The organism is Streptacidiphilus pinicola (genome assembly GCF_003258295.1).
Lineage (GTDB): Bacteria > Actinomycetota > Actinomycetes > Streptomycetales > Streptomycetaceae > Streptacidiphilus > Streptacidiphilus pinicola.
In genome coordinates this window covers 1-21,214 of record NZ_QKYN01000099.1, presented here as the reverse complement: position 1 = coordinate 21,214, position 21,214 = coordinate 1, and the positions used below count along the sequence as shown (strand labels likewise).

General features: G+C 67.3%; 17 protein-coding genes. 1 reads left to right on the top strand and 16 read right to left on the bottom strand.

The window, feature by feature from the left end; genetic code table 11:
• Positions 1-41: 41 nt before the first annotated feature.
• From rpsS to DN069_RS24950, 12 genes are all read right to left on the bottom strand, one after another.
• Complete coding sequence (gene rpsS, locus DN069_RS25005) at positions 42-323, bottom strand: 30S ribosomal protein S19 (RefSeq protein ID WP_111504504.1); 282 nt, start codon at positions 321-323, stop codon at positions 42-44.
• 11 nt (positions 324-334) lie between these two features.
• Entirely contained in the window at positions 335-1,171 is an 837-nt protein-coding gene (gene rplB / locus DN069_RS25000; protein ID WP_111504502.1) for a 50S ribosomal protein L2, read from the bottom strand.
• Positions 1,172-1,213: 42 nt separating this feature from the next.
• Positions 1,214-1,531 carry a 50S ribosomal protein L23 gene (gene rplW / locus DN069_RS24995; RefSeq protein WP_042367683.1) on the bottom strand — a complete coding sequence of 106 codons (318 nt, stop codon included), beginning with the start codon at positions 1,529-1,531 and terminating at the stop codon, positions 1,214-1,216.
• Positions 1,531-2,208 (bottom strand): 50S ribosomal protein L4, encoded by a 678-nt coding sequence (gene rplD, locus DN069_RS24990; RefSeq protein WP_111504500.1) that lies wholly within the window; start codon positions 2,206-2,208, stop codon positions 1,531-1,533. Before rplD ends, rplW begins: the two co-directional genes overlap by 1 nt.
• Positions 2,209-2,212: 4 nt before the next feature.
• Positions 2,213-2,857: a 50S ribosomal protein L3 gene (gene rplC, locus DN069_RS24985; RefSeq protein ID WP_111504498.1), complete on the bottom strand. Its 645-nt coding sequence runs from the start codon at positions 2,855-2,857 to the stop codon at positions 2,213-2,215.
• 16 nt (positions 2,858-2,873) lie between these two features.
• The gene (gene rpsJ / locus DN069_RS24980) at positions 2,874-3,182 is read right to left on the bottom strand and encodes a 30S ribosomal protein S10 (RefSeq protein WP_020549238.1); all 309 of its coding nucleotides are present in this window, start codon (positions 3,180-3,182) and stop codon (positions 2,874-2,876) included.
• 444 nt (positions 3,183-3,626) lie between these two features.
• Positions 3,627-4,820 (bottom strand): elongation factor Tu, encoded by a 1,194-nt coding sequence (gene tuf, locus DN069_RS24975; RefSeq protein WP_111504496.1) that lies wholly within the window; start codon positions 4,818-4,820, stop codon positions 3,627-3,629.
• A gap of 162 nt (positions 4,821-4,982) precedes the next feature.
• A complete protein-coding gene (gene fusA, locus DN069_RS24970) occupies positions 4,983-7,088 on the bottom strand; it encodes an elongation factor G (protein WP_111504494.1) in 2,106 nt (701 codons plus the stop codon).
• 42 nt (positions 7,089-7,130) lie between these two features.
• Positions 7,131-7,601, bottom strand: a complete 471-nt coding sequence (gene rpsG, locus DN069_RS24965) for a 30S ribosomal protein S7 (protein ID WP_037605734.1) — start codon at positions 7,599-7,601, stop codon at positions 7,131-7,133.
• A 2-nt stretch (positions 7,602-7,603) separates the two neighbouring features.
• A complete protein-coding gene (gene rpsL / locus DN069_RS24960) occupies positions 7,604-7,975 on the bottom strand; it encodes a 30S ribosomal protein S12 (protein WP_014144289.1) in 372 nt (123 codons plus the stop codon).
• A 308-nt stretch (positions 7,976-8,283) separates the two neighbouring features.
• Positions 8,284-8,862 carry a DUF1707 and DUF4190 domain-containing protein gene (locus DN069_RS24955; RefSeq protein ID WP_243639685.1) on the bottom strand — a complete coding sequence of 193 codons (579 nt, stop codon included), beginning with the start codon at positions 8,860-8,862 and terminating at the stop codon, positions 8,284-8,286.
• A 124-nt stretch (positions 8,863-8,986) separates the two neighbouring features.
• Positions 8,987-10,267 (bottom strand): DUF2637 domain-containing protein, encoded by a 1,281-nt coding sequence (locus tag DN069_RS24950; RefSeq protein WP_165845629.1) that lies wholly within the window; start codon positions 10,265-10,267, stop codon positions 8,987-8,989.
• A 134-nt stretch (positions 10,268-10,401) separates the two neighbouring features.
• On the opposite strand from DN069_RS24950, the gene DN069_RS24945 reads away from it, so the two are divergent.
• The gene (locus DN069_RS24945) at positions 10,402-11,628 is read left to right on the top strand and encodes a DUF2786 domain-containing protein (RefSeq protein ID WP_111504492.1); all 1,227 of its coding nucleotides are present in this window, start codon (positions 10,402-10,404) and stop codon (positions 11,626-11,628) included.
• 68 nt (positions 11,629-11,696) lie between these two features.
• Here the strand turns inward: DN069_RS24945 and DN069_RS24940 are convergent, their stop codons facing one another.
• The 4 genes from DN069_RS24940 to rplJ form a co-directional block, all read right to left on the bottom strand.
• The gene (locus DN069_RS24940; protein WP_111504490.1) at positions 11,697-15,596 is read right to left on the bottom strand and encodes a DNA-directed RNA polymerase subunit beta'; all 3,900 of its coding nucleotides are present in this window, start codon (positions 15,594-15,596) and stop codon (positions 11,697-11,699) included.
• 123 nt (positions 15,597-15,719) lie between these two features.
• Positions 15,720-19,193: a DNA-directed RNA polymerase subunit beta gene (rpoB, locus tag DN069_RS24935; RefSeq protein ID WP_111504488.1), complete on the bottom strand. Its 3,474-nt coding sequence runs from the start codon at positions 19,191-19,193 to the stop codon at positions 15,720-15,722.
• 639 nt (positions 19,194-19,832) lie between these two features.
• Positions 19,833-20,219: a 50S ribosomal protein L7/L12 gene (rplL, locus tag DN069_RS24925; protein WP_111504486.1), complete on the bottom strand. Its 387-nt coding sequence runs from the start codon at positions 20,217-20,219 to the stop codon at positions 19,833-19,835.
• Positions 20,220-20,299: 80 nt separating this feature from the next.
• A complete protein-coding gene (gene rplJ / locus DN069_RS24920) occupies positions 20,300-20,872 on the bottom strand; it encodes a 50S ribosomal protein L10 (protein ID WP_111504484.1) in 573 nt (190 codons plus the stop codon).
• Positions 20,873-21,214 lie beyond the last annotated feature (342 nt).

Sequence of the window (21,214 nt, the reverse complement as noted above, 5' to 3'; positions counted from 1 at the left end):
TCCCCTTGATGGTGTCTGTCATCGTGTCTTCGCTTCGCAGGTCAGCGACGCTTGGACTTGCGGTCGTCCTTGACGTGACCCTTGAACGTGCGGGTCGGCGCGAACTCGCCGAGCTTGTGGCCGACCATCGACTCGGTGACGAACACCGGGATGTGCTTGCGGCCGTCGTGCACCGCGAGGGTGTGCCCCAGCATCGCCGGAACGATCATGGAGCGACGGGACCAGGTCTTGATGACGTTCTGGGTACCGGCTTCGTTCTGGACATCCACCTTCTTCATGAGGTGGTCGTCGACGAAGGGCCCCTTCTTGAGACTGCGCGGCATCGAGACTGCTCCTAGCGCTTCTTGTTCGTCTTGCGGCGGCGGACGATCATCTTGTCGCTAGCCTTCTTCGGCTTGCGAGTACGACCCTCCTTCTGACCCCACGGCGAAACCGGGTGGCGACCACCGGAGGTCTTGCCCTCACCACCACCGTGCGGGTGGTCGATCGGGTTCATGGCGACACCACGCACGGTCGGGCGAACGCCCTTCCAGCGCATACGGCCGGCCTTGCCCCAGTTGATGTTGGACTGCTCGGCGTTGCCGACCTCGCCAACGGTCGCGCGGCAGCGCGCGTCCACGAGGCGAACCTCGCCGGACGGCATGCGCAGGTGGGCGTAGACGCCCTCCTTCGCCAGCAGCTGCACCGAGGAGCCCGCGGAGCGGGCGATCTTCGCGCCGCCACCGGGACGGAGCTCGATGGCGTGGATGACCGTACCCACCGGGATGTTGCGCAGCGGGAGGTTGTTGCCCGGCTTGATGTCGGCGCCGGCGCCGTTCTCAACCCGGTCGCCCTGGCCGAGCTTGGCCGGAGCGATGATGTAGCGCTTCTCGCCGTCTGCGTAGTGCAGCAGCGCGATGCGCGCGGTGCGGTTCGGGTCGTACTCGATGTGCGCGACCTTGGCCGGGACGCCGTCCTTGTCGTGACGACGGAAGTCGATCACACGGTACGCACGCTTGTGACCGCCACCCTGGTGGCGCGTCGTGATGCGACCGGTGTTGTTGCGACCGCCCTTGCTGTGCAGCGGGCGGACCAGCGACTTCTCCGGCTCGGACCGCGTGATCTCGACAAAGTCGGCAACGCTGGAGCCGCGACGGCCCGGCGTTGTCGGCTTGTACTTGCGGATGCCCATGGCTTCTTCTGTCCTTAACCGTTACGGGATTCCCTGGCTGCCTCAGGCGGCCGGGGCGTTCCCGAAGATGTCGATGCTGCCCTCTGCCAGCGTCACGATGGCGCGCTTGGTGTCCTTGCGCTTGCCGAAACCGGTGCGGGAGCGCTTGCGCTTGCCCTTGCGGTTGATCGTGTTGACGTTGGCGACCTTGACCGAGAACACGGCCTCGACGGCCTGCTTGATCTGGGTCTTGTTGGCGTCCGGCGACACGATGAACGTGTACTTGGACTCGTCGAGGAGCGCGTAGCTCTTCTCCGAGATGACCGGCTTGATCAGGACGTCACGGGGGTCCGTGTACGTCTTGCTCGTGATCTCGCTCATCAGGCGGCGCTCCCATCGAGCTCGCCCTCAGCGGCGACGGCCTTGGCGGACGCGACCGGACCGGCCACGAAGCGCTCGAAAGCAGCCTGGGTGAAGACCACGTCGTCGGAGACGAGCACGTCGTAGGTGTTCAGCTGGCCGGCGTCCAGGATGTGCACGGTCGGCAGGTTGCGGGCGCTGAGCAGCGACAGCTCGTCGTCACGCTCGACGACCAGCAGCACGTTCTTGCGCTCGCTGATCTTGCCGAGCAGCGTGCGGGCAGCCTTGGTGGACGGCGCCTCGGTCGCGGTCACGCCGGTGACGACGTGGATGCGAGCGTTGCGGGCCCGGTCGGTCAGGGCGCCACGCAGCGCGGCGGCCTTCATCTTCTTGGGGGTCCGCTGCGAGTAGTCACGCGGCACGGGACCGTGCACGACGCCACCACCGGCGAACTGCGGCGCACGGGTCGAACCCTGACGGGCGCGGCCGGTGCCCTTCTGGCGGTACGGCTTCTTGCCGCCACCACGGACCTCGCCACGACGCTTGGTCTTGTGCGTGCCCTGACGAGCGGCGGCGAGCTGAGCGACGACGACCTGGTGCAGCAGCGGAACGCTGACGCGCGCGTCGAAGATCTCAGCCGGCAGCTCGACGGTGCCGACGGTCTCACCCGCGGGGGAGAGAACGTTGATGGTGCTCATTGTTTCAGGCCCCCTTCGCCGCAGTGCGGACCAGGATGAGGCCGCCGTTCGGACCGGGGACCGCGCCCTTGATGAGCAGCAGACCCTTCTCCGCGTCAACGGCGTGGATGGTCAGGTTCTGCGTGGTGACACGCTCGTGGCCCATGCGACCGGCCATCTTCAGACCCTTGAAGACGCGACCGGGGGTGGCGCAGCCACCGATGGAACCGGGCGAGCGGTGCTTGCGCTGGACACCGTGGCCGGCGCCGAGACCCTTGAAGTTGTGACGCTTCATGACACCGGCGAAGCCCTTGCCCTTGCTGGTGCCGGTCACGTCGACCTTGACACCGGCCTCGAACACCTCAGCGGTGATCTCCTGGCCGAGGGTGTACTCAGCGGCGTCGGTCGTGCGCAGCTCGACCAGGTGGCGGCGCGGGGTCACGCCGGCCTTGGCGAAGTGACCGGCGAGCGGCTTGTTCACCTTGCGCGGGTCGATGTCGCCGAAGCCGATCTGCACGGCGTCGTAGCCGGTGCCGTCGGCGGTGTGGACCTGGGTCACGACGTTCGGGCCGGCCTTGACGACCGTGACCGGGACGATGCGGTTGTTCGCGTCCCAGACCTGCGTCATGCCGAGCTTCTCGCCCAGGATGCCCTTGATCTGCTTAGCCATTCTCAGCTCACGCCCCTCAGAGCTTGATCTCGATGTCGACACCGGCCGGCAGGTCGAGTCGCATCAGAGAGTCAACGGTCTTGGGCGTCGGGTCGAGAATGTCGATCAGGCGCTTGTGGGTGCGCATCTCGAAGTGCTCGCGCGAGTCCTTGTACTTGTGCGGCGAGCGGATGACGCAGTAAACGTTCTTCTCAGTGGGCAGCGGCACCGGGCCCGCGACCTGCGCACCAGTACGCGTCACCGTCTCGACGATCTTCTTCGCCGAGGAGTCGATGACCTCGTGGTCGTAGGCCTTGAGCCGGATGCGGATCTTCTGTCCCGCCATGGCTACTTCGTAGTCCTTCTGTCTCTGTCGCCTCTGCGCCACAGCGTCCCGGGTGGAACTCTGTGGGGCGTTTCCTCCGACCCACGCGGTCGGGCGTGTCGTACTCGCCTTCGCAATGAAGCCTTGGCGGAAACACCGGATCGGCGCCTTTGACCACGCTTCCCGAAAGATTCCCGTACTTTCGCGCCGCAGCTGCCGCGTCTCGTCCAGACGTGCTGGATCACAGACAAACGGCCATCACGGGCACGACGAGTACTGTGGGACTCGCTTTCGGTCCTCCGACCTTCCGGACAGGAGGCGCGCAACATCGGCGCTCAACCGAGCAACTTGACTAGTGTGCCATACCGGACAGGCTGGACGCCAATCAAGCCGCCGCGGGCAAACAGAGGGCCCCCACCAGCAAGCTGGTGGGGGCCCTCTGAGGCTGGGTCAGCCGGATGTCAATTACTTGACGATCTTGGTGACCTGGCCGGCGCCGACGGTGCGGCCACCCTCACGGATGGCGAACTTCAGGCCCTCCTCCATGGCGACCGGCTGGATCAGCGCGACCGTCATGGCGGTGTTGTCGCCCGGCATGACCATCTCGGTGCCCTCGGGGAGGGTCACGACGCCGGTCACGTCCGTGGTACGGAAGTAGAACTGCGGGCGGTAGTTGTTGAAGAACGGGGTGTGGCGGCCACCCTCGTCCTTCGACAGGATGTAGGCCTGGGCCTCGAAGTCGGTGTGCGGCGTGACCGAACCCGGCTTGATGATGACCTGGCCGCGCTCGACGTCCTCACGCTTGATGCCACGGAGCAGCAGACCGACGTTCTCACCGGCCTGGCCCTCGTCGAGCAGCTTGCGGAACATCTCGATGCCCGTGACCGTGGTGGTGGTCTTGGTGGTCTTGATGCCGATGATGTCGACGGTCTCGTTGACCTTCAGGACACCACGCTCGATACGACCGGTGACGACGGTGCCACGACCGGTGATCGTGAAGACGTCCTCAATCGGCATCAGGAACGGCTTGTCGACGTCACGCTCGGGGGTCGGGATGGCCTCGTCGACCGCGTGCATCAGGCCGAGGAGCTTCTCGCCCCACTCCTTGTCGCCCTCCAGCGCCTTCAGCGCGGAGACGCGGATGACCGGGAGGTCGTCGCCCGGGAACTCGTACTCGGAGAGCAGCTCGCGGACCTCGAGCTCGACGAGCTCCAGGATCTCCTCGTCGTCCACCATGTCGGCCTTGTTCAGGGCGACAACGATGTAGGGGACGCCGACCTGGCGGGCCAGGAGGACGTGCTCCTTGGTCTGCGGCATCGGGCCGTCGGTGGCGGCCACGACCAGGATCGCGCCGTCCATCTGGGCGGCACCGGTGATCATGTTCTTGATGTAGTCCGCGTGACCCGGGCAGTCGACGTGGGCGTAGTGACGCGCCTCGGTCTGGTACTCGACGTGCGCGATGGAGATGGTGATACCGCGCTGACGCTCCTCCGGCGCCTTGTCGATCTGGTCGAACGGCGTGAAGGGGTTGATGTCCGGGTACGCGTCGTGCAGCACCTTGGTGATCGCGGCAGTCAGGGTGGTCTTGCCGTGGTCAATGTGACCGATGGTGCCGATGTTGACGTGCGGCTTGGTCCGCTCGAACTTGGCCTTAGCCACTTTGGGGTCCTCCTGAGGACAGTTTCTGTACGCCGTTCGACGTCAGGTGGTCTGGGGTAGGGGCCGAAGGAGCCTGGGGTCCACGTGTTCTGCGGACCCCAGAACCACCTTCGTACAGCCTATGCGAGGTTTCGCACCGGAAAATCCCGGTATGCGAGGGACTTACTCGCCCTTGGCCTTTGCCACGATCTCTTCCGCCACGTTCTTGGGAACCTCGGCGTACGAGTCGAACTGCATGGAGTAGCTGGCGCGACCCGAGGTCTTGCTGCGCAGGTCACCGACGTAACCGAACATCTCGGACAGCGGGACCAGCGCCTTGACAACGCGGGCGCCGTGACGCTCGTCCATGGCCTGGATCTGGCCACGGCGCGAGTTGATGTCGCCGATGACGTCGCCCATGTAGTCCTCGGGCGTGGTGACCTCGACGGCCATCATCGGCTCGAGCAGCACGGGGGACGCCTTGCGAGCACCCTCCTTGAACGCCATCGAACCGGCGATCTTGAACGCGAGCTCGGAGGAGTCGACGTCGTGCGAGGCACCGTCGAGCAGCGTCACGCGGACACCCTGGAGCGGGTAGCCGGCGAGGATGCCGAACTCCATGGCCTCCTGCGCACCGGCGTCGACCGAGGGGATGTACTCACGAGGCACGCGACCACCGGTGACGGCGTTCACGAACTCGTAGCCCTCGCCGGACTCCAGCGGCTCGATCGCGATCTGGACCTTGGCGAACTGACCGGAGCCACCCGTCTGCTTCTTGTGGGTGTAGTCAATGCGCTCGACGGCCTTGCGGATCGTCTCGCGGTAGGCCACCTGCGGCTTGCCGACGTTGGCCTCGACCTTGAACTCACGCTTCATACGGTCGACCAGCACCTCGAGGTGCAGCTCGCCCATACCCGCGATGATGGTCTGGCCGGTCTCCTCGTCCGTGTTGACCTGGAAGGAGGGGTCCTCCTCCGCGAGACGCTGGATGGCGACACCCAGCTTCTCCTGGTCACCCTTGGACTTGGGCTCGATGGCGACGCGGATGACCGGGGCCGGGAAGTCCATGGACTCCAGGATCACCTGGTTCTTGTCGTCGCTCAGCGTCTCACCGGTGGTGGTCTGCTTGAGGCCCATGACGGCGACGATGTCGCCGGCGCCCACCGAGTCGATCTCCTCACGCTTGTTCGCGTGCATGCGATAGATCTTGCCGATGCGCTCCTTCTTGCCCTTGACCGAGTTGAGCACCGAGGTGCCCGCCTCGAGGCGGCCGGAGTACACGCGGACGAAGGTGAGCTTGCCCAGGTGCGGGTCGGACATGATCTTGAACGCCAGAGCCGACAGCGGCTCCTCGTCCGACGCGTGGCGGATGATCTCGACCGACTCGTCGCCCGGCTTGTGGCCGACGATGGACTCGACGTCCAGCGGCGACGGCAGGTACTTCACCACCGCGTCGAGCAGGGGCTGGACGCCCTTGTTCTTGAACGCGGTGCCACAGAAGACCGGGGTGAAGTTGCTGGCGAGCGTGCCGCGGCGGATGCCCGCGATGAGCTGCTCCTCGGTGGGCTCCTGGCCCTCGAGGAAGAGCTCCATCAGCTCGTCGTCGCCCTCGGCGGAGGTCTCGAGCAGCTTGGCCCGGTACTCCTCGGCGAGCTCGGTGTGCGAGGCCGGGATGTCGACGACGTCGTACATCTCGCCCTTGGTGGCCTCGGCGGACCAGACCAGAGCCTTCATCTTCACCAGGTCGACGACGCCGGTGAAGTCGGACTCGGCACCGATCGGCAGCTGCATGACCAGCGGGGTGGCGCTCAGGCGGTCGACGATGGAGTCGACACAGCGGAAGAACTCCGCGCCGGTGCGGTCCAGCTTGTTCACGAAGCAGATGCGCGGGACGCCGTAACGGTCGGCCTGACGCCACACCGTCTCGGACTGCGGCTCGACACCGGCCACACCGTCGAACACCGTCACGGCGCCGTCGAGGACGCGGAGCGAACGCTCCACCTCGACGGTGAAGTCGACGTGACCCGGGGTGTCGATGATGTTGATGGTGTTGTCGACGCCGTCGACGGTCCAGTGACAGGTCGTCGCGGCCGACGTGATCGTGATGCCGCGCTCCTGCTCCTGCTCCATCCAGTCCATCGTGGCAGCGCCGTCGTGGACCTCACCGATCTTGTAAGACACACCGGTGTAGAACAGGATGCGCTCAGTCGTGGTGGTCTTGCCCGCGTCGATGTGGGCCATGATCCCGATGTTGCGGGTCCTGGCCAGGTCAAGGGAGGTTGCAGCCATGGTGGCTCAGCTCTCTCAATCGTGTTTCGAAGGGGGTTCGGACTACCAGCGGTAGTGCGCGAAGGCCTTGTTGGACTCGGCCATCTTGTGGGTGTCCTCGCGACGCTTCACGGAGGCGCCCAGACCGTTGCTGGCGTCCAGGATCTCGTTGAGCAGACGCTCGGTCATGGTCTTCTCGCGGCGAGCGCGGGAGTAACCGACCAGCCAGCGCAGGGCCAGCGTGTTGGCGCGGCCCGGCTTGACCTCGACCGGCACCTGGTAGGTGGCGCCACCGACGCGGCGGGACTTGACCTCGAGAGTCGGCTTGACGTTCTCCAGGGCGCGCTTGAGCGCGACCACCGGGTCGTTGCCGGTCTTCTCACGGACACCCTCGAGGGCGCCGTACACGATGCGCTCGGCGGTGGAGCGCTTGCCGTGCAGGAGGATCTTGTTGACGAGCTGGGTCACCACAGGGGAGCCGTAAACCGGGTCGATGATGACCGGGCGCTTCGGGGCAGGGCCCTTACGAGGCATTCTTACTTCTCCTTCTTGGCGCCGTAGCGGCTGCGGGCCTGCTTGCGGTTCTTGACACCCTGGGTGTCGAGCGAGCCGCGGATGATCTTGTAACGCACACCCGGCAGGTCCTTCACACGACCGCCACGCACGAGCACGATGGAGTGCTCCTGCAGGTTGTGACCCTCACCCGGAATGTAAGCGGTGACCTCGATCCCGCTGGTGAGGCGCACACGCGCGACCTTACGAAGCGCCGAGTTCGGCTTCTTCGGGGTGGTCGTGTACACACGCGTGCAGACGCCGCGGCGCTGAGGGCTTCCCTTCAGTGCGGGCGTCTTGTTCTTCTCGACCTTGTCCTGCCGGCCCTTTCGGACCAGCTGCTGGATCGTAGGCACCGTATCTCCGATTCTCTGTGCCAAGGCTGGTGAAACTAACCTGGTGCGTCTCACCGACTCCCCGACCCACGCGGTCGGGTGTGTCGGACTCCCTGCACATGCCCCAGCTGGCTTAGAGCTCGGATGTGTGGTAGCGCGGTATCCCATGCGCGGCGGCCAATGTGCACGCACGCGCGAGAGACCCGGGGACACCCCAGGCACAAGGTCAGAGCGTACCTAGCGCAAGGGCCCCGGTCAAAACAAATGGATGTGGGCGCAATGTACGGCTGTCAAGTCGACAGCCCGTCGACACACGGTCGACCGGCAGCCTAGCCGTGGCGCAGCGCCAGAAGGAAGAAGAACGTCCACAGCGCGGTGCCAAGGCTGCCGAGGACGATTCCGGCCGTGGCCATGCCGTCGCCCTCCTCGTCCCGGGTGCGCAGCTGGTTCTTCGCGACGATGCCGCAGATCAGCGCGGGCAGGCCGGTGGCGCCGATGCTGACCAGCTGGGCCAGGCCCAGCAACAGCGCGGCGAGCGCGGCGCCGTTGGTGCGCCGCCGCACCGGCGGCCAGGCCGGCGGGAGGTAGCCGTAGGGCGGCACCGGTCGCACCTGCGGCCCGAACGGCATGGCCGCGAACGCGGCCGGCGGGGGCGGCAGCAGCGGGGTCGGCATCGGCCCGACGGGCAGGTCCTGCACCAGCTGGGCCAGCTGCCCGTAGGTCTGGGCGCACTGCGCCCGCTCGGTGCGGTCGTGGTACTCGTCCGTGGTCAGACGCCCCTCGGCGAAGGCGGCCTTCAGCACGTCGATCGTCCGCTCGCGGTCCGCCTGGGCGGCCCGCATCGCGGACTGCGGCACCGGCGCCTCCGGCGGCGCGAAAGGGCGCTGCCAGGGGTTCCCCGGTGGCATCGGCTGCATCATCGACACTGCGACCTCCCCGCTCGCCTGCTCTCCTCATAGTGCAAGACGACTGGGGATCGCGCACGGTGCCCAGGCGCCGCGGCCTTTGCTGGTACCAGCTTGTGACAGAAGCTCAGCTGCTGGTCTCCACACGCTCCGCGTAGCGCTTGCGCAGCTGTTCCCAGTGACGGTCCAGCAGGGCGGGCGACACCTGGGTGCCGTAGGCGCTCGCCAGGTAGGCACTGAGCTGTCCGGGGTCGGGCTCCTGGCCGTAGGTCTCCATGAAGGAGATCAGCGCCTCGAAGTACAGGTCCAGGGTCTGGTCCCCCTCGCCCTCGCCCTCCCGCTGCGGCGCGAACCACGCCTCCGGGCCCGGCGGCGGATACGGCGGGTCCTGGTTGGGCAGCCAGCCGATGCCGCGGGTGGACTGGTCGGACGGGCCGCCTTCCGCCGCCTCGCCCTCCGCCTGCTGGGCCTGGTCCGGCACGTTGAGGAGCCGGCGACGACTGCGCGAGACGGAGTGCAGCGTGTTGACCACCAGCGGGTCCACGACGGGCTGCGCCGGAGCCCGCTGCGGCTGAACCTGTTGCGGAGGCTGAACCTGTTGCGAGGATTGCGGCCGAACGGGTGAATCCGCGGGCGCGGCCGGCTGGTGCACCGGCGGCTGCGGATGCGGCTGAGTGTGCGCGACCGGGGCCTCCAGCGCGGGGGCGCTGAACGGGTCGACCTCCAGGAAGTCCCGGTGGCCCCGGAACACCTCCAGATCGAGCGGGACGCCGTAACGGGCCAGCTTGATCGGCAGCAGCAGCTCCAGCGGCGCCCGGTAACGCCAGGCGCGCCCGTAGCGGGCGCGCAGACGCGCGCGGTAGACGAGGCGGTTCTGCTCCATCCGGATCGTCTCGTCGTAGGAGCGCAGCTCCCACAGCTTCATCCGGCGCCACAGCCGGAAGGTGGGCACCGGCGCGAGGATCCAGCGCAGCACCCGGACCGACTCCATGTAGCGGTCGGCGGTGATGTCGGAGATCCGCCCGACGGCGTGCCGCGCCGCCTCGACGACCACGATGAACAGCAGCGGGATGATCGCGTGCATGCCCATGGCGAGCGGGTCGCCGACGGAGGAGGCCGCGTTGAAGACGATGGTGCCGACGGTCAGCGTCCAGGCCGCCTGCCGCAGCAGCGGGAACGGGATGCGCAGCCAGGTGAGCACCAGGTCGAGCGCCAGCAGCACGGCGATGCCGACGTCGACGCCGATCGGGAAGACATAGGCGAAGAGTCCGAAGCCCTTCCGCGTGGCGAGCACGCGGACGGCGGAGTAGGAGCCTGCGAAACCGATGCCGGCGATGATGAACGCGCCGGCGGCCACCACACCGATGAGGGTGCGGTGGGTCTTGGTTATCACGGGGCGGTCGGCCATGGGGCGTGCTCGCTTCGTGGTCGTCGCTGGGGGCCTTCAGAGCGGGAGACAGCTTGCCATATGCCCGTGGCGGCCCGTTGATCGACTCCGTCCGATCTCCGGGAACGGGCATCCGGCTTGAGACACTGGACGCTATGAGCAGGGATTCAGGGACGCGCGAGCTGGTCGCCCAGGCGCTGCAGGACACCCGGTACGCACCGCCGCGGCAGGCCGAGCGGACGGTCGAGGACTGGGCCTCGCGCCTGGCCGCACACAGTGCGCAGGCGGCCCAGCACGACGCCGTGGATCGTGAACTCCTGCGCCAGTCAGAGGAGTTGCTCGGCGTCATGTGGTCCCGCGGCCACTGGCGCCCGGCCGACGTGGTCCGGCTCACCCGCCGCCGGCTGAAGCCGGCGCACGTCTCGCTCGCCGTCGACCTGATCGCGGCGGAGGCCCGCCGCTACTCCCCCGCCGCGCTCGACCGCCGCTGGGCGGAGCAGCTGCGCGAGCTGGACGCGGCCGTGCCGCGCTGGTCCGCGGAGCAGGTGTGGCTGGCCGAGGCCGCGGGCCGGCTGCGGCTGGACCGTTTCTCGGCGCTGATACACCTGCTGGAGCTGCTGCGGCTGTGGGGCACGGCCCCGGCCCTCACGCCGGTGGGCCCGGTGCCCGGCGTGGCCGGACAGCACGCCGTGCTCACCGAGCCGGTGGCCGGCGAGCCCAAGCAGCTGGCCCGCATCCGGGCGCTGCTGGCCAAGGCGGAGGCGACCACCTACGCCGAGGAGGCGGAGGCCTTCACGGCCAAGGCGCAGGAGCTGATGGCCCGCCACAGCATCGACGAGGCGCTGCTCGCGGCGCGCAGCGGGGACCGGACGCTGCCCGGCTCGGTCCGGATCGGCATCGACAACCCGTACGAGTCGGCGAAGGCGCTGCTGCTGGACGCGGTCGCGTCCGCCAACCGCTCCCAGGCGGTCTGGGACAAACAGAACGGCTTCTGCACGGTCGTCGGCTTCGACGCGGACCTGGACGCCGTGGAGCTGCTGTTCACCTCGCTGCTGGTGCAGGGCGTCACCGCGATGAACAGCGGCGCGGTGCAGCAGGGCGGGCGCAGCAAGGCATTCCGGCAGTCCTTCCTGGTCGCCTACGCCAGCCGCATCCGTGAGCGCCTCAGCGCCGCCACGGCACAGGCCGAGGCGGAGACCACGGCGGGCAACCTGCTGCCGGTCCTGGCGGCCCGTCAGGAGGCCGTGGAGGAGCACACCACGGTCCTCTTCCCGCGGCTGCGCAAGGGCCGTGCCATCCGCGTCTCGGACCTCGACGGCTGGACCCAGGGGCAGGCCGCCGCCGACCAGGCCAACCTGCACTCCCCCGCCGCGCTGCCGTAAGCCCGGCCCGCACGAACGCCGAAGGCCCGGCCCCCCTCGCGGGGAGCCGGGCCTTCGTGTCACGGCTGTCAGCCCGTGTACGGGCCGTAGTCGTAGTCGTCCAGCGGGACGGCCTGGCCGGAGCCGGCGCCGAAGGGCGAGTAGTCCATGTCGTCGTAGCCGACGGCGGAGTACATCGCGGCCTTCGCCTCCTCGGTGGGCTCGACCCGGATGTTGCGGTAGCGGGGCAGACCCGTACCGGCCGGGATGAGCTTACCGAGGATGACGTTCTCCTTGAGGCCCAGCAGCGGGTCGGACTTGGCGTGGATCGCCGCGTCGGTGAGGACCCGGGTCGTCTCCTGGAAGGAGGCGGCCGACAGCCAGGACTCGGTGGCCAGCGAGGCCTTGGTGATACCCATCAGCTGCGGACGGCCGGAGGCGGGGTGACCGCCCTCGGAGACCACACGACGGTTCTCGACCTCGAAGCGGCCGCGCTCGACGAGCTCGCCCGGGAGCAGCTCGGCGTCGCCCGACTCGATGATCGTCACGCGGCGGAGCATCTGCCGGATGATGATCTCGATGTGCTTGTCGTGGATCGACACACCCTGGGAGTTGTAGACCTTCTGGACTTCCTCCACCAGGTGCACCTGCACCGCGCGCTGGCCCATGATGCGCAGCACGTCGTGCGGGTTCACGGTACCGGCGGTCAGCTTCTCGCCGACGCCGACCGCGGAGCCCTCCTCGACCAGCAGCTTGACGCGCTTGGAGATCGGGTAGGCGATCTCGTCGCTGCCGTCGTCCGGCGTGATGACCAGCTTGCGGGTCTTCTCGGTGTCCTCGATGCGGACGCGGCCGGCCGCCTCCGCGATCGGGGCCACACCACGCGGGTTGCGGGCCTCGAAGAGCTCGACGACACGCGGCAGACCCTGGGTGATGTCGTCACCGGCCACACCACCGGTGTGGAAGGTACGCATCGTCAGCTGGGTGCCGGGCTCACCGATGGACTGGGCGGCGATGATGCCGACCGCCTCACCGATGTCGACCAGCTTGCCGGTGGCCAGCGAGCGGCCATAGCACATGGCGCAGGTGCCGACGGCGGACTCACAGGTCAGGATCGAGCGGATCTTGACCTCGGAGACACCGTGGCGGACCAGCTCGTCGATCATGACGTCGCCCAGGTCGACCCCGGCCGGGGCCAGGACCTGACCGTCGACCACGATGTCCTCGGACAGCGTGCGGGCGTAGACCGAGGTCTCGACGTTCTCGACCTTGCGCAGCGCGCCGTCGGCGCCGACGTAGGCGATCGGGAGCTTGAGACCGCGCTCCGTCTGGCAGTCCTCCTCGCGAATGATGACGTCCTGGGAGACGTCGACCAGACGACGGGTCAGGTAGCCGGAGTCGGCGGTACGCAGGGCGGTGTCGGCCAGACCCTTACGGGCACCGTGGGTGGAGATGAAGTACTCCAGCACGGACAGACCCTCACGGAACGACGCCTTGATGGGACGGGCGATCGTCTCGTTCTTGGCGTTCGACACCAGACCACGCATACCGGCGATCTGACGCATCTGCATCATGTTTCCACGAGCACCCGAGTCGACCATCATGAAGATGGGGTTCGTCTTCGGGAAGTTCGCGTTCATCGCCTCGGCGACCTCGTTGGTCGCCTTGGTCCAGATCGCGACGAGCTCCTGCTGGCGCTCGTCACGGGTGATCAGACCGCGCTCGTACTGCTTCTGGACCTTCTCGGCCTGGGCCTCGTAGCCCTCCAGGATCTGCGGCTTGGTCGGCGGAACGACGACGTCCGAGATCGAGACGGTGACACCGGAGCGGGTGGCCCAGTGGAAACCGGCGGCCTTGAGGTTGTCCAGGGTCGCCGCGACGGTGACCTTGGGGTAGCGCTCGGCCAGGTCGTTGACGATCGCCGAGAGCTGCTTCTTGCCGACCTCGTAGTCGACGAACGGGTAGTCCTCGGGCAGCAGCTCGTTGAAGAGCGCGCGGCCCAGGGTCGTCCGCAGACGCAGCGGCTCACCCTCCGACCAGGTGGGCTTGCCGTCCTCGTCGACCGGCGGGGTCCAGCCGCGCGGCGGAACCGTGCCGGCCGGCAGACGCAGGTCGATCGGGGCCTGCAGGTCCAGCTCCTTGGCGTCGAAGGCCATGACGGCCTCCGAGGTCGCGCCGAAGGCACGGCCGACGCCCTTGAGCGTGTCCAGCTCCCGCTCGGAGGTCAGGAAGAACAGACCGAGCACCATGTCCTGGGTCGGCATGGTCACCGGGCGACCGTCGGCGGGCTTGAGGATGTTGTTCGAGGACAGCATCAGGATGCGGGCCTCGGCCTGCGCCTCCGCGGAGAGCGGCAGGTGGACGGCCATCTGGTCACCGTCGAAGTCCGCGTTGAACGCGGTGCAGACGAGCGGGTGGATCTGGATGGCCTTGCCCTCGACCAGCTGCGGCTCGAAGGCCTGGATGCCGAGGCGGTGCAGCGTGGGCGCACGGTTCAGCAGAACCGGGTGCTCGGCGATGACCTCTTCGAGCACGTCCCACACGACCGGGCGGGCACGCTCGACCATGCGCTTGGCCGACTTGATGTTCTGCGCGTGGTTCAGGTCGACCAGGCGCTTCATCACGAACGGCTTGAAGAGCTCCAGCGCCATGGCCTTCGGCAGACCGCACTGGTGCAGCTTGAGCTGCGGGCCGACGACGATGACCGAACGGGCCGAGTAGTCGACGCGCTTGCCGAGCAGGTTCTGACGGAAACGACCCTGCTTGCCCTTCAGCATGTCACTGAGGGACTTCAGCGGGCGGTTGCCCGGACCGGTGACCGGACGGCCACGACGGCCGTTGTCGAACAGCGAGTCCACGGCCTCCTGGAGCATGCGCTTCTCGTTGTTCACGATGATCTCGGGCGCGCCGAGGTCGAGAAGCCGCTTCAGGCGGTTGTTGCGGTTGATGACGCGGCGGTACAGGTCGTTCAGGTCGGAGGTCGCGAAGCGGCCACCGTCCAGCTGCACCATCGGACGCAGGTCCGGCGGGATGACCGGGACGCAGTCCAGCACCATGCCGGCCGGCTTGTTGTTGGTCTGCAGGAAGGCGGAGACGACCTTGAGACGCTTCAGGGCGCGGGTCTTCTTCTGACCCTTGCCCGTCTTGATGATCTCGCGGAGCTTCTCGGCCTCCTCCTCCAGGTCGAAGGACTCGAGGCGCTTCTGCAGGGCCGCGGCACCCATGGAACCCATGAAGTAGGTGCCGAAGCGGTCGCGCAGCTCGCGGTAGAGCAGCTCGTCGCCCTCGAGGTCCTGGACCTTGAGGGACTTGAAGCGCGCCCACACCTCGTCGAGGCGGTCCAGCTCACGCTGGGCCCGGTCGCGCAGCTGCTTCATCTCGCGCTCGGCGCCCTCACGCACCTTGCGGCGAACGTCGGCCTTGGCGCCCTCGTTCTCCAGCTCGGCGAGGTCGGCCTCGAGCTTCTTGGCGCGGTTCTCCAGGTCGGAGTCGCGGCGCTGCTCGACCTGCTGGCGCTCCACGGAGACCTGGGCCTCCAGGGAGGGCAGGTCACGGGTGCGGCGCTCGTCGTCCACCCACGTGATCATGTAGGCGGCGAAGTAGATGACCTTCTCGAGGTCCTTGGGGGCAAGGTCCAGGAGGTAGCCGAGGCGCGACGGGACGCCCTTGAAGTACCAGATGTGCGTGACAGGGGCGGCCAGCTCGATGTGGCCCATGCGCTCACGACGCACCTTGGCGCGAGTGACCTCGACGCCGCAGCGCTCGCAGATGATGCCCTTGAAGCGGACACGCTTGTACTTACCGCAGTAGCACTCCCAGTCCCGGGTGGGGCCGAAGATCTTCTCGCAGAAGAGCCCGTCCTTTTCCGGCTTGAGGGTGCGGTAGTTGATGGTCTCGGGCTTCTTGACCTCGCCGTGCGACCACTGACGGATGTCGTCAGCGGTGGCCAGGCCGATTCGCAGCTCATCGAAGAAGTTGACGTCGAGCACTCTCGTCAATCCCTTTCGTCACCCCTGGAAACGCGGGGTGGGGGTCGTTTACGTCTGGTCTGAAAGGGGGCCTGGGGGTCGGAGGGCCGGCCTTGCTTGAAGTGGAGGCCGGCCCTACCCCTGTCAGACCTCTTCGACGCTGCTCGGCTCGCGCCGGGACAGGTCGATACCGAGCTCCTCCGCGGCGCGGAACACGTCCTCGTCGGAGTCACGCATCTCGATGGACATACCGTCGGACGACAGCACCTCCACGTTCAGGCAGAGCGACTGCATCTCCTTGATGAGGACCTTGAAGGACTCGGGGATGCCGGGCTCGGGGATGTTCTCGCCCTTGACGATGGCCTCGTAGACCTTCACGCGGCCCAGCACGTCGTCGGACTTGATGGTGAGGAGCTCCTGCAGGGCGTAGGCAGCGCCGTACGCCTCCAGGGCCCACACCTCCATCTCACCGAAGCGCTGACCACCGAACTGCGCCTTACCACCCAGCGGCTGCTGCGTGATCATCGAGTACGGACCGGTCGAACGGGCGTGCAGCTTGTCGTCGACCAGGTGGTGCAGCTTGAGGATGTACATGTAGCCGACCGAGATCGGCATCGGGAACGGCTCGCCGGAGCGGCCGTCGAACAGCCGGGCCTTGCCGGACTGACCGACCAGACGCTCGCCGTCACGGGTCAGCGTGGTGTTGTCCAGCAGACCGGTGATCTCGTCCTCGCGGGCACCGTCGAAGACCGGGGTGGCCAGGTTGGTCCCGGCCTCCGCCTTGTCGGCGCCGATCTTCTGCAGGCGGCGGGCCCACTCCTCGGCGATGCCCGAGACGTCCCAGCCGGTCTTGGCGAGCCAGCCGAGGTGGGTCTCCAGCACCTGTCCCGGGTTCATTCGGGACGGGACACCGAGGGGGTTGAGCACGATGTCGACCGGGGTGCCGTCCTCGAGGAACGGCATGTCCTCGACCGGGAGGATCTTGGAGATGACACCCTTGTTGCCGTGACGGCCGGCCAGCTTGTCACCGTTGGTGATCTTGCGCTTCTGCGCCACGTAGACGCGGACCAGCTGGTTCACGCCCGGGGGCAGCTCGTCGCCCTCCTCGCGGTCGAAGACGCGGACGCCGATGACCTTGCCGGACTCACCGTGGGGAACCTTCAGCGAGGTGTCGCGGACCTCACGGGCCTTCTCACCGAAGATGGCGCGCAGCAGGCGCTCCTCCGGGGTCAGCTCGGTCTCACCCTTGGGCGTGACCTTGCCGACCAGGATGTCACCGGTGGTGACATCGGCGCCGATGCGGATGATGCCGCGCTCGTCGAGGTCCGCCAGAACCTCCTCGGAGACGTTCGGGATGTCCCGGGTGATCTCCTCGGGGCCGAGCTTGGTGTCACGGGCGTCGACCTCGTGCTCCTCGATGTGGATCGAGGAGAGGACGTCGTCCTGCACGAGGCGCTGCGACAGGATGATCGCGTCCTCGTAGTTGTGACCCTCCCACGGCATGAACGCCACGAGCAGGTTCTTGCCGAGGGCCATCTCGCCCTCGTCGGTGCACGGGCCGTCGGCCAGCACCTGGCCGGCGATGATGCGGGCACCCTCGTCCACGATGACCTTCTGGTTGAAGGCCGTGCCCTGGTTGGAGCGCGTGAACTTGGCCACCCGGTAGGTGGTGTAGGTGCCGTCGTCGTTGGCGACGGTGACGTAGTCCGCGGAGACCTCCTGGACCACACCGTCCTTCTCGGCGGTGATGACGTCCGCGGCGTCGACGGCGGCGCGGTACTCCATGCCGGTACCGACGAGCGGGGACTCGCTCTTCAGCAGCGGGACGGCCTGGCGCATCATGTTCGAGCCCATGAGCGCGCGGTTGGCGTCGTCGTGCTCGAGGAACGGGATCATGGCGGTCGCGACCGACACCATCTGGCGCGGCGAGACGTCCATGTAGTCGATCTCGACACCGGGGATGTAGTCGATCTCGCCGCCACGGCGACGCACCAGGACACGGGCCTCGGCGAAGGTGTTCTCGTCCGTCAGCGGCGCGTTGGCCTGCGCGATGACGTAGCGGTCCTCCTCGTCGGCGGTCAGGTAGTCCAGGTCGTCGGTGACGACACCCTCGACGACGCGGCGGTACGGCGTCTCCACGAAGCCGAAGGCGTTGACCCGGCCGTAGGAGGCGAGCGAACCGATCAGACCGATGTTCGGGCCTTCCGGGGTCTCGATCGGGCACATGCGTCCGTAGTGGGACGGGTGCACGTCACGGACCTCGAAGCCGGCGCGCTCACGGGACAGACCACCGGGGCCCAGCGCGGACAGACGACGCTTGTGGGTCAGGCCCGACAGCGGGTTCGTCTGGTCCATGAACTGGGACAGCTGGCTGGTGCCGAAGAACTCCTTGATGGAGGCGACGACCGGCCGGATGTTGATCAGGGTCTGCGGCGTGATCGCCTCGACGTCCTGGGTGGTCATGCGCTCGCGCACGACACGCTCCATACGGGCGAGACCCGTACGGACCTGGTTCTGGATCAGCTCGCCGACGTTGCGCAGACGACGGTTGCCGAAGTGGTCGATGTCGTCGTCCTCGATGACGATCGTCGAGCCGTTGGGCGCGACCGTCTCGGTCTCGCCCGCGTGGAGCTGCACGAGGTACTTGATCGTCGCGATGATGTCGTCGACGGTCAGCACGCCGGAGTCGAGACCCTGGCCGACGCCCAGCTTCTTGTTGATCTTGTACCGGCCGACCTTGGCCAGGTCGTAGCGCTTGCCGTTGAAGTAGAGGTTCTCCAGCAGCGTCTGCGCGGCCTCGCGCGTCGGCGGCTCGCCCGGACGCAGCTTGCGGTAGATGTCGAGCAGCGCGTCGTCCTGGCCCTGGGTGTGGTCCTTCTCCAGGGTGGCGCGCATCGACTCGTACTGGCCGAACTCCTCCAGGATCTGCTCGGAGGTCCAGCCGAGGGCCTTCAGCAGCACCGTGACCGACTGCTTGCGCTTGCGGTCGATGCGGACACCGACCATGTCGCGCTTGTCGATCTCCATCTCCAGCCAGGCACCCCGGGACGGGATGATCTTGGCGGAGTAGATGTCCTTGTCGGAGGTCTTGTCCAGCGTGGTGTCGAAGTAGACACCCGGGGAACGGACCAGCTGGGACACGACGACACGCTCGGTGCCGTTGATGCAGAAGGTGCCCTTGTTGGTCATCAGGGGGAAGTCACCCATGAAGACCGTCTGGGACTTGATCTCACCAGTCTCGTTGTTGGTGAACTCGGCCGTGACGAAGAGCGGGGCCGCGTACGTGAAGTCGCGGTCCTTGCACTCGTCGATCGAGTTCTTCGGCGGCTCGAAACGGTGGTCGCGGAACGTCAGCGACATGGACCCGGAGAAGTCCTCGATCGGAGAGATCTCCTCGAAGATCTCCTCCAGACCGGACTTGGTCGGGACGTTGAAGCCCTCATCGAGGGCGGCGTCGACCCGCGCCTTCCAGGCGGCGTTGCCGAGGAGCCAGTCAAAGCTCTCGGTCTGGAGCGCCAAGAGGTTCGGAACCTCGAGAGGCTCCTTGATCTTCGCGAAGGAAATGCGGAGCGGGGCGGTGGATGCGGAGGTGTTCGAGGCGTTGCGCGAGGCGGCCAAGAGGGGGTCCTTCCGAGGGCTCGGACTCACTACGCGCGTACCGGGCCCGCCCTTCTCACGGGTAGCATCCGCGCTCTCGCACCGGACCCTGCGGCAGGGGATCTTCCCTGGCCAGAGGCGGTGCGCGGGCGGGGTGCCACCCCTGGTCGGGGCAGCGCAAACTCCGGGCGACGAGTCACGGAGCAGCTAAAAGGCAGCGCAAAGGGACAGTGTAGCCATAGGCTGCACTGCTGTCCAGTCCGGATTCGGAGACCGAATCTCAGAACTCCCTACCTCGCGGGACGCCCCCTCCCGGGGACGTCCTCAGGCGGTCACTCCGCTGCCGGGGGAATGCTTCCCACCCGACGGCGATTCCATGCCTTCTTCGGTGCCTTCGCTCAAGACCTCGCGTCCTGAGAATTGCGCGCTGCCGCCCGTTCGTCAAGGGCACCGGGGCTCTCACCTCGGTTACGGACCGACATCAGCCCTGCTGAGCGGCGACGACGATCACCATACTCCCGCCTACTGACAGCAGGGCACCCACGCTAGACCAGATGGCCTGAAACGAACCGTTCCGGACATAAACAAACCGGGGCGATCACTCCAAAGAGTGATCGCCCCGGTTCGGCAGAGCGCTTCAGGCCTTAAGGCCTGGAGGTCTTACTTGACCTCGACGGACGCGCCGGCGGCCTTGAGCGCCTCGGCGGCCTTGTCAGCGGCCTCCTTGTTGACCTTCTCGAGCAGCGGCTTCGGCGCACCGTCGACCAGGTCCTTGGCCTCCTTGAGGCCCAGGGAGGTCAGCTCACGCACGACCTTGATGACCTGGATCTTCTTGTCGCCGGCGCCGGTGAGGATGACGTCGAACTCGTCCTTCTCCTCAGCGGCCTCGGCGGCCGGGGCACCCGGGCCACCAACGACGGCCACGGCGGCCGGGGCGGCGGCGGTGACGTCGAACTTCTCCTCGAAGGCCTTCACGAACTCGGAGAGCTCGATGAGGGTCATCTCCTCGAACTGCGCGAGCAGGTCGTCCTGGCTGAGCTTCGCCATGATCTTGGCGTCCTTCCACTAAGTCGGCTGGTGCCGGATGTAATGAATGGCGGGCGTGCACGGCCCGCTGCGAGAACGGATTACTCCGCGGCGGGAGCCTCGTCCTCGACGGCGGGGGCCGGCGTACCGGCACCGCCCTGCTCCTCCACCTTGGCGCGGAGCGCCTCGATGGTGCGAACCATCTTCGACGGCAGAGCCTGGAAGAGCGCAGCAGCCGAGGACTGCTTGGCCTTCATGGCGCCGGCGAGCTTGGAGAGCAGCACCTCACGGGACTCGAGGTCCGCGAGCTTCTTGATCTCGTCACCGGTCAGCGGCTTGCCGTCAAGCACACCGCCCTTGATGACGAGAGCCGGGTTGTCCTTGGCGAAGTCACGCAGAGCCTTGGCCGACTCCACCGGGTCACCGGTGACGAAGGCGACCGCCGTCGGACCGGTGAACTGGTCGTCGAGCGTGTTGATCCCGGCCTCGTTGGCAGCGATCTTGGTCAGCGTGTTCTTCACCACGGTGTACTCGGCGTTCACGCCGAGCGAGCGACGCAGCGTCTTCAGCTGCGCCACGGTCAGACCGCGGTACTCGGTCAGCACGGCCGCGTTCGAGCCGCGGAACTTGTCCGTGATCTCGGCAACGGCGGCAGCCTTGTCGGGCCTTGCCATAGGCTTACGCCTCCTTCCGTGATGTCGATGCGGGGCCGACCAATGAGTCGACCTGCTGGCCTCGACCGCCGGAAGGAAAGCTTCGGTGGAACTACGAAGAGCCCCGGCGCAGGCGCACGGGGCTCTCAACCTCCGCTCGACGCTGTGTGAGACACACGGCGGAGCGGCGGGACAGAAGTCCTCGAATCAACCTGCGCGGGCCGCCCGCAGCTTTCGCTGTGCGGATCCTTCGGTTCTCGCCTGCCCTGCGGCACACGGGAACAACCAGCGGTCAGTGGCTTGAGTCGAGAGTACGGGACCGAACCGCCGCGGAGCAAATCAGGCGGAGCCGCCCACCCCGCC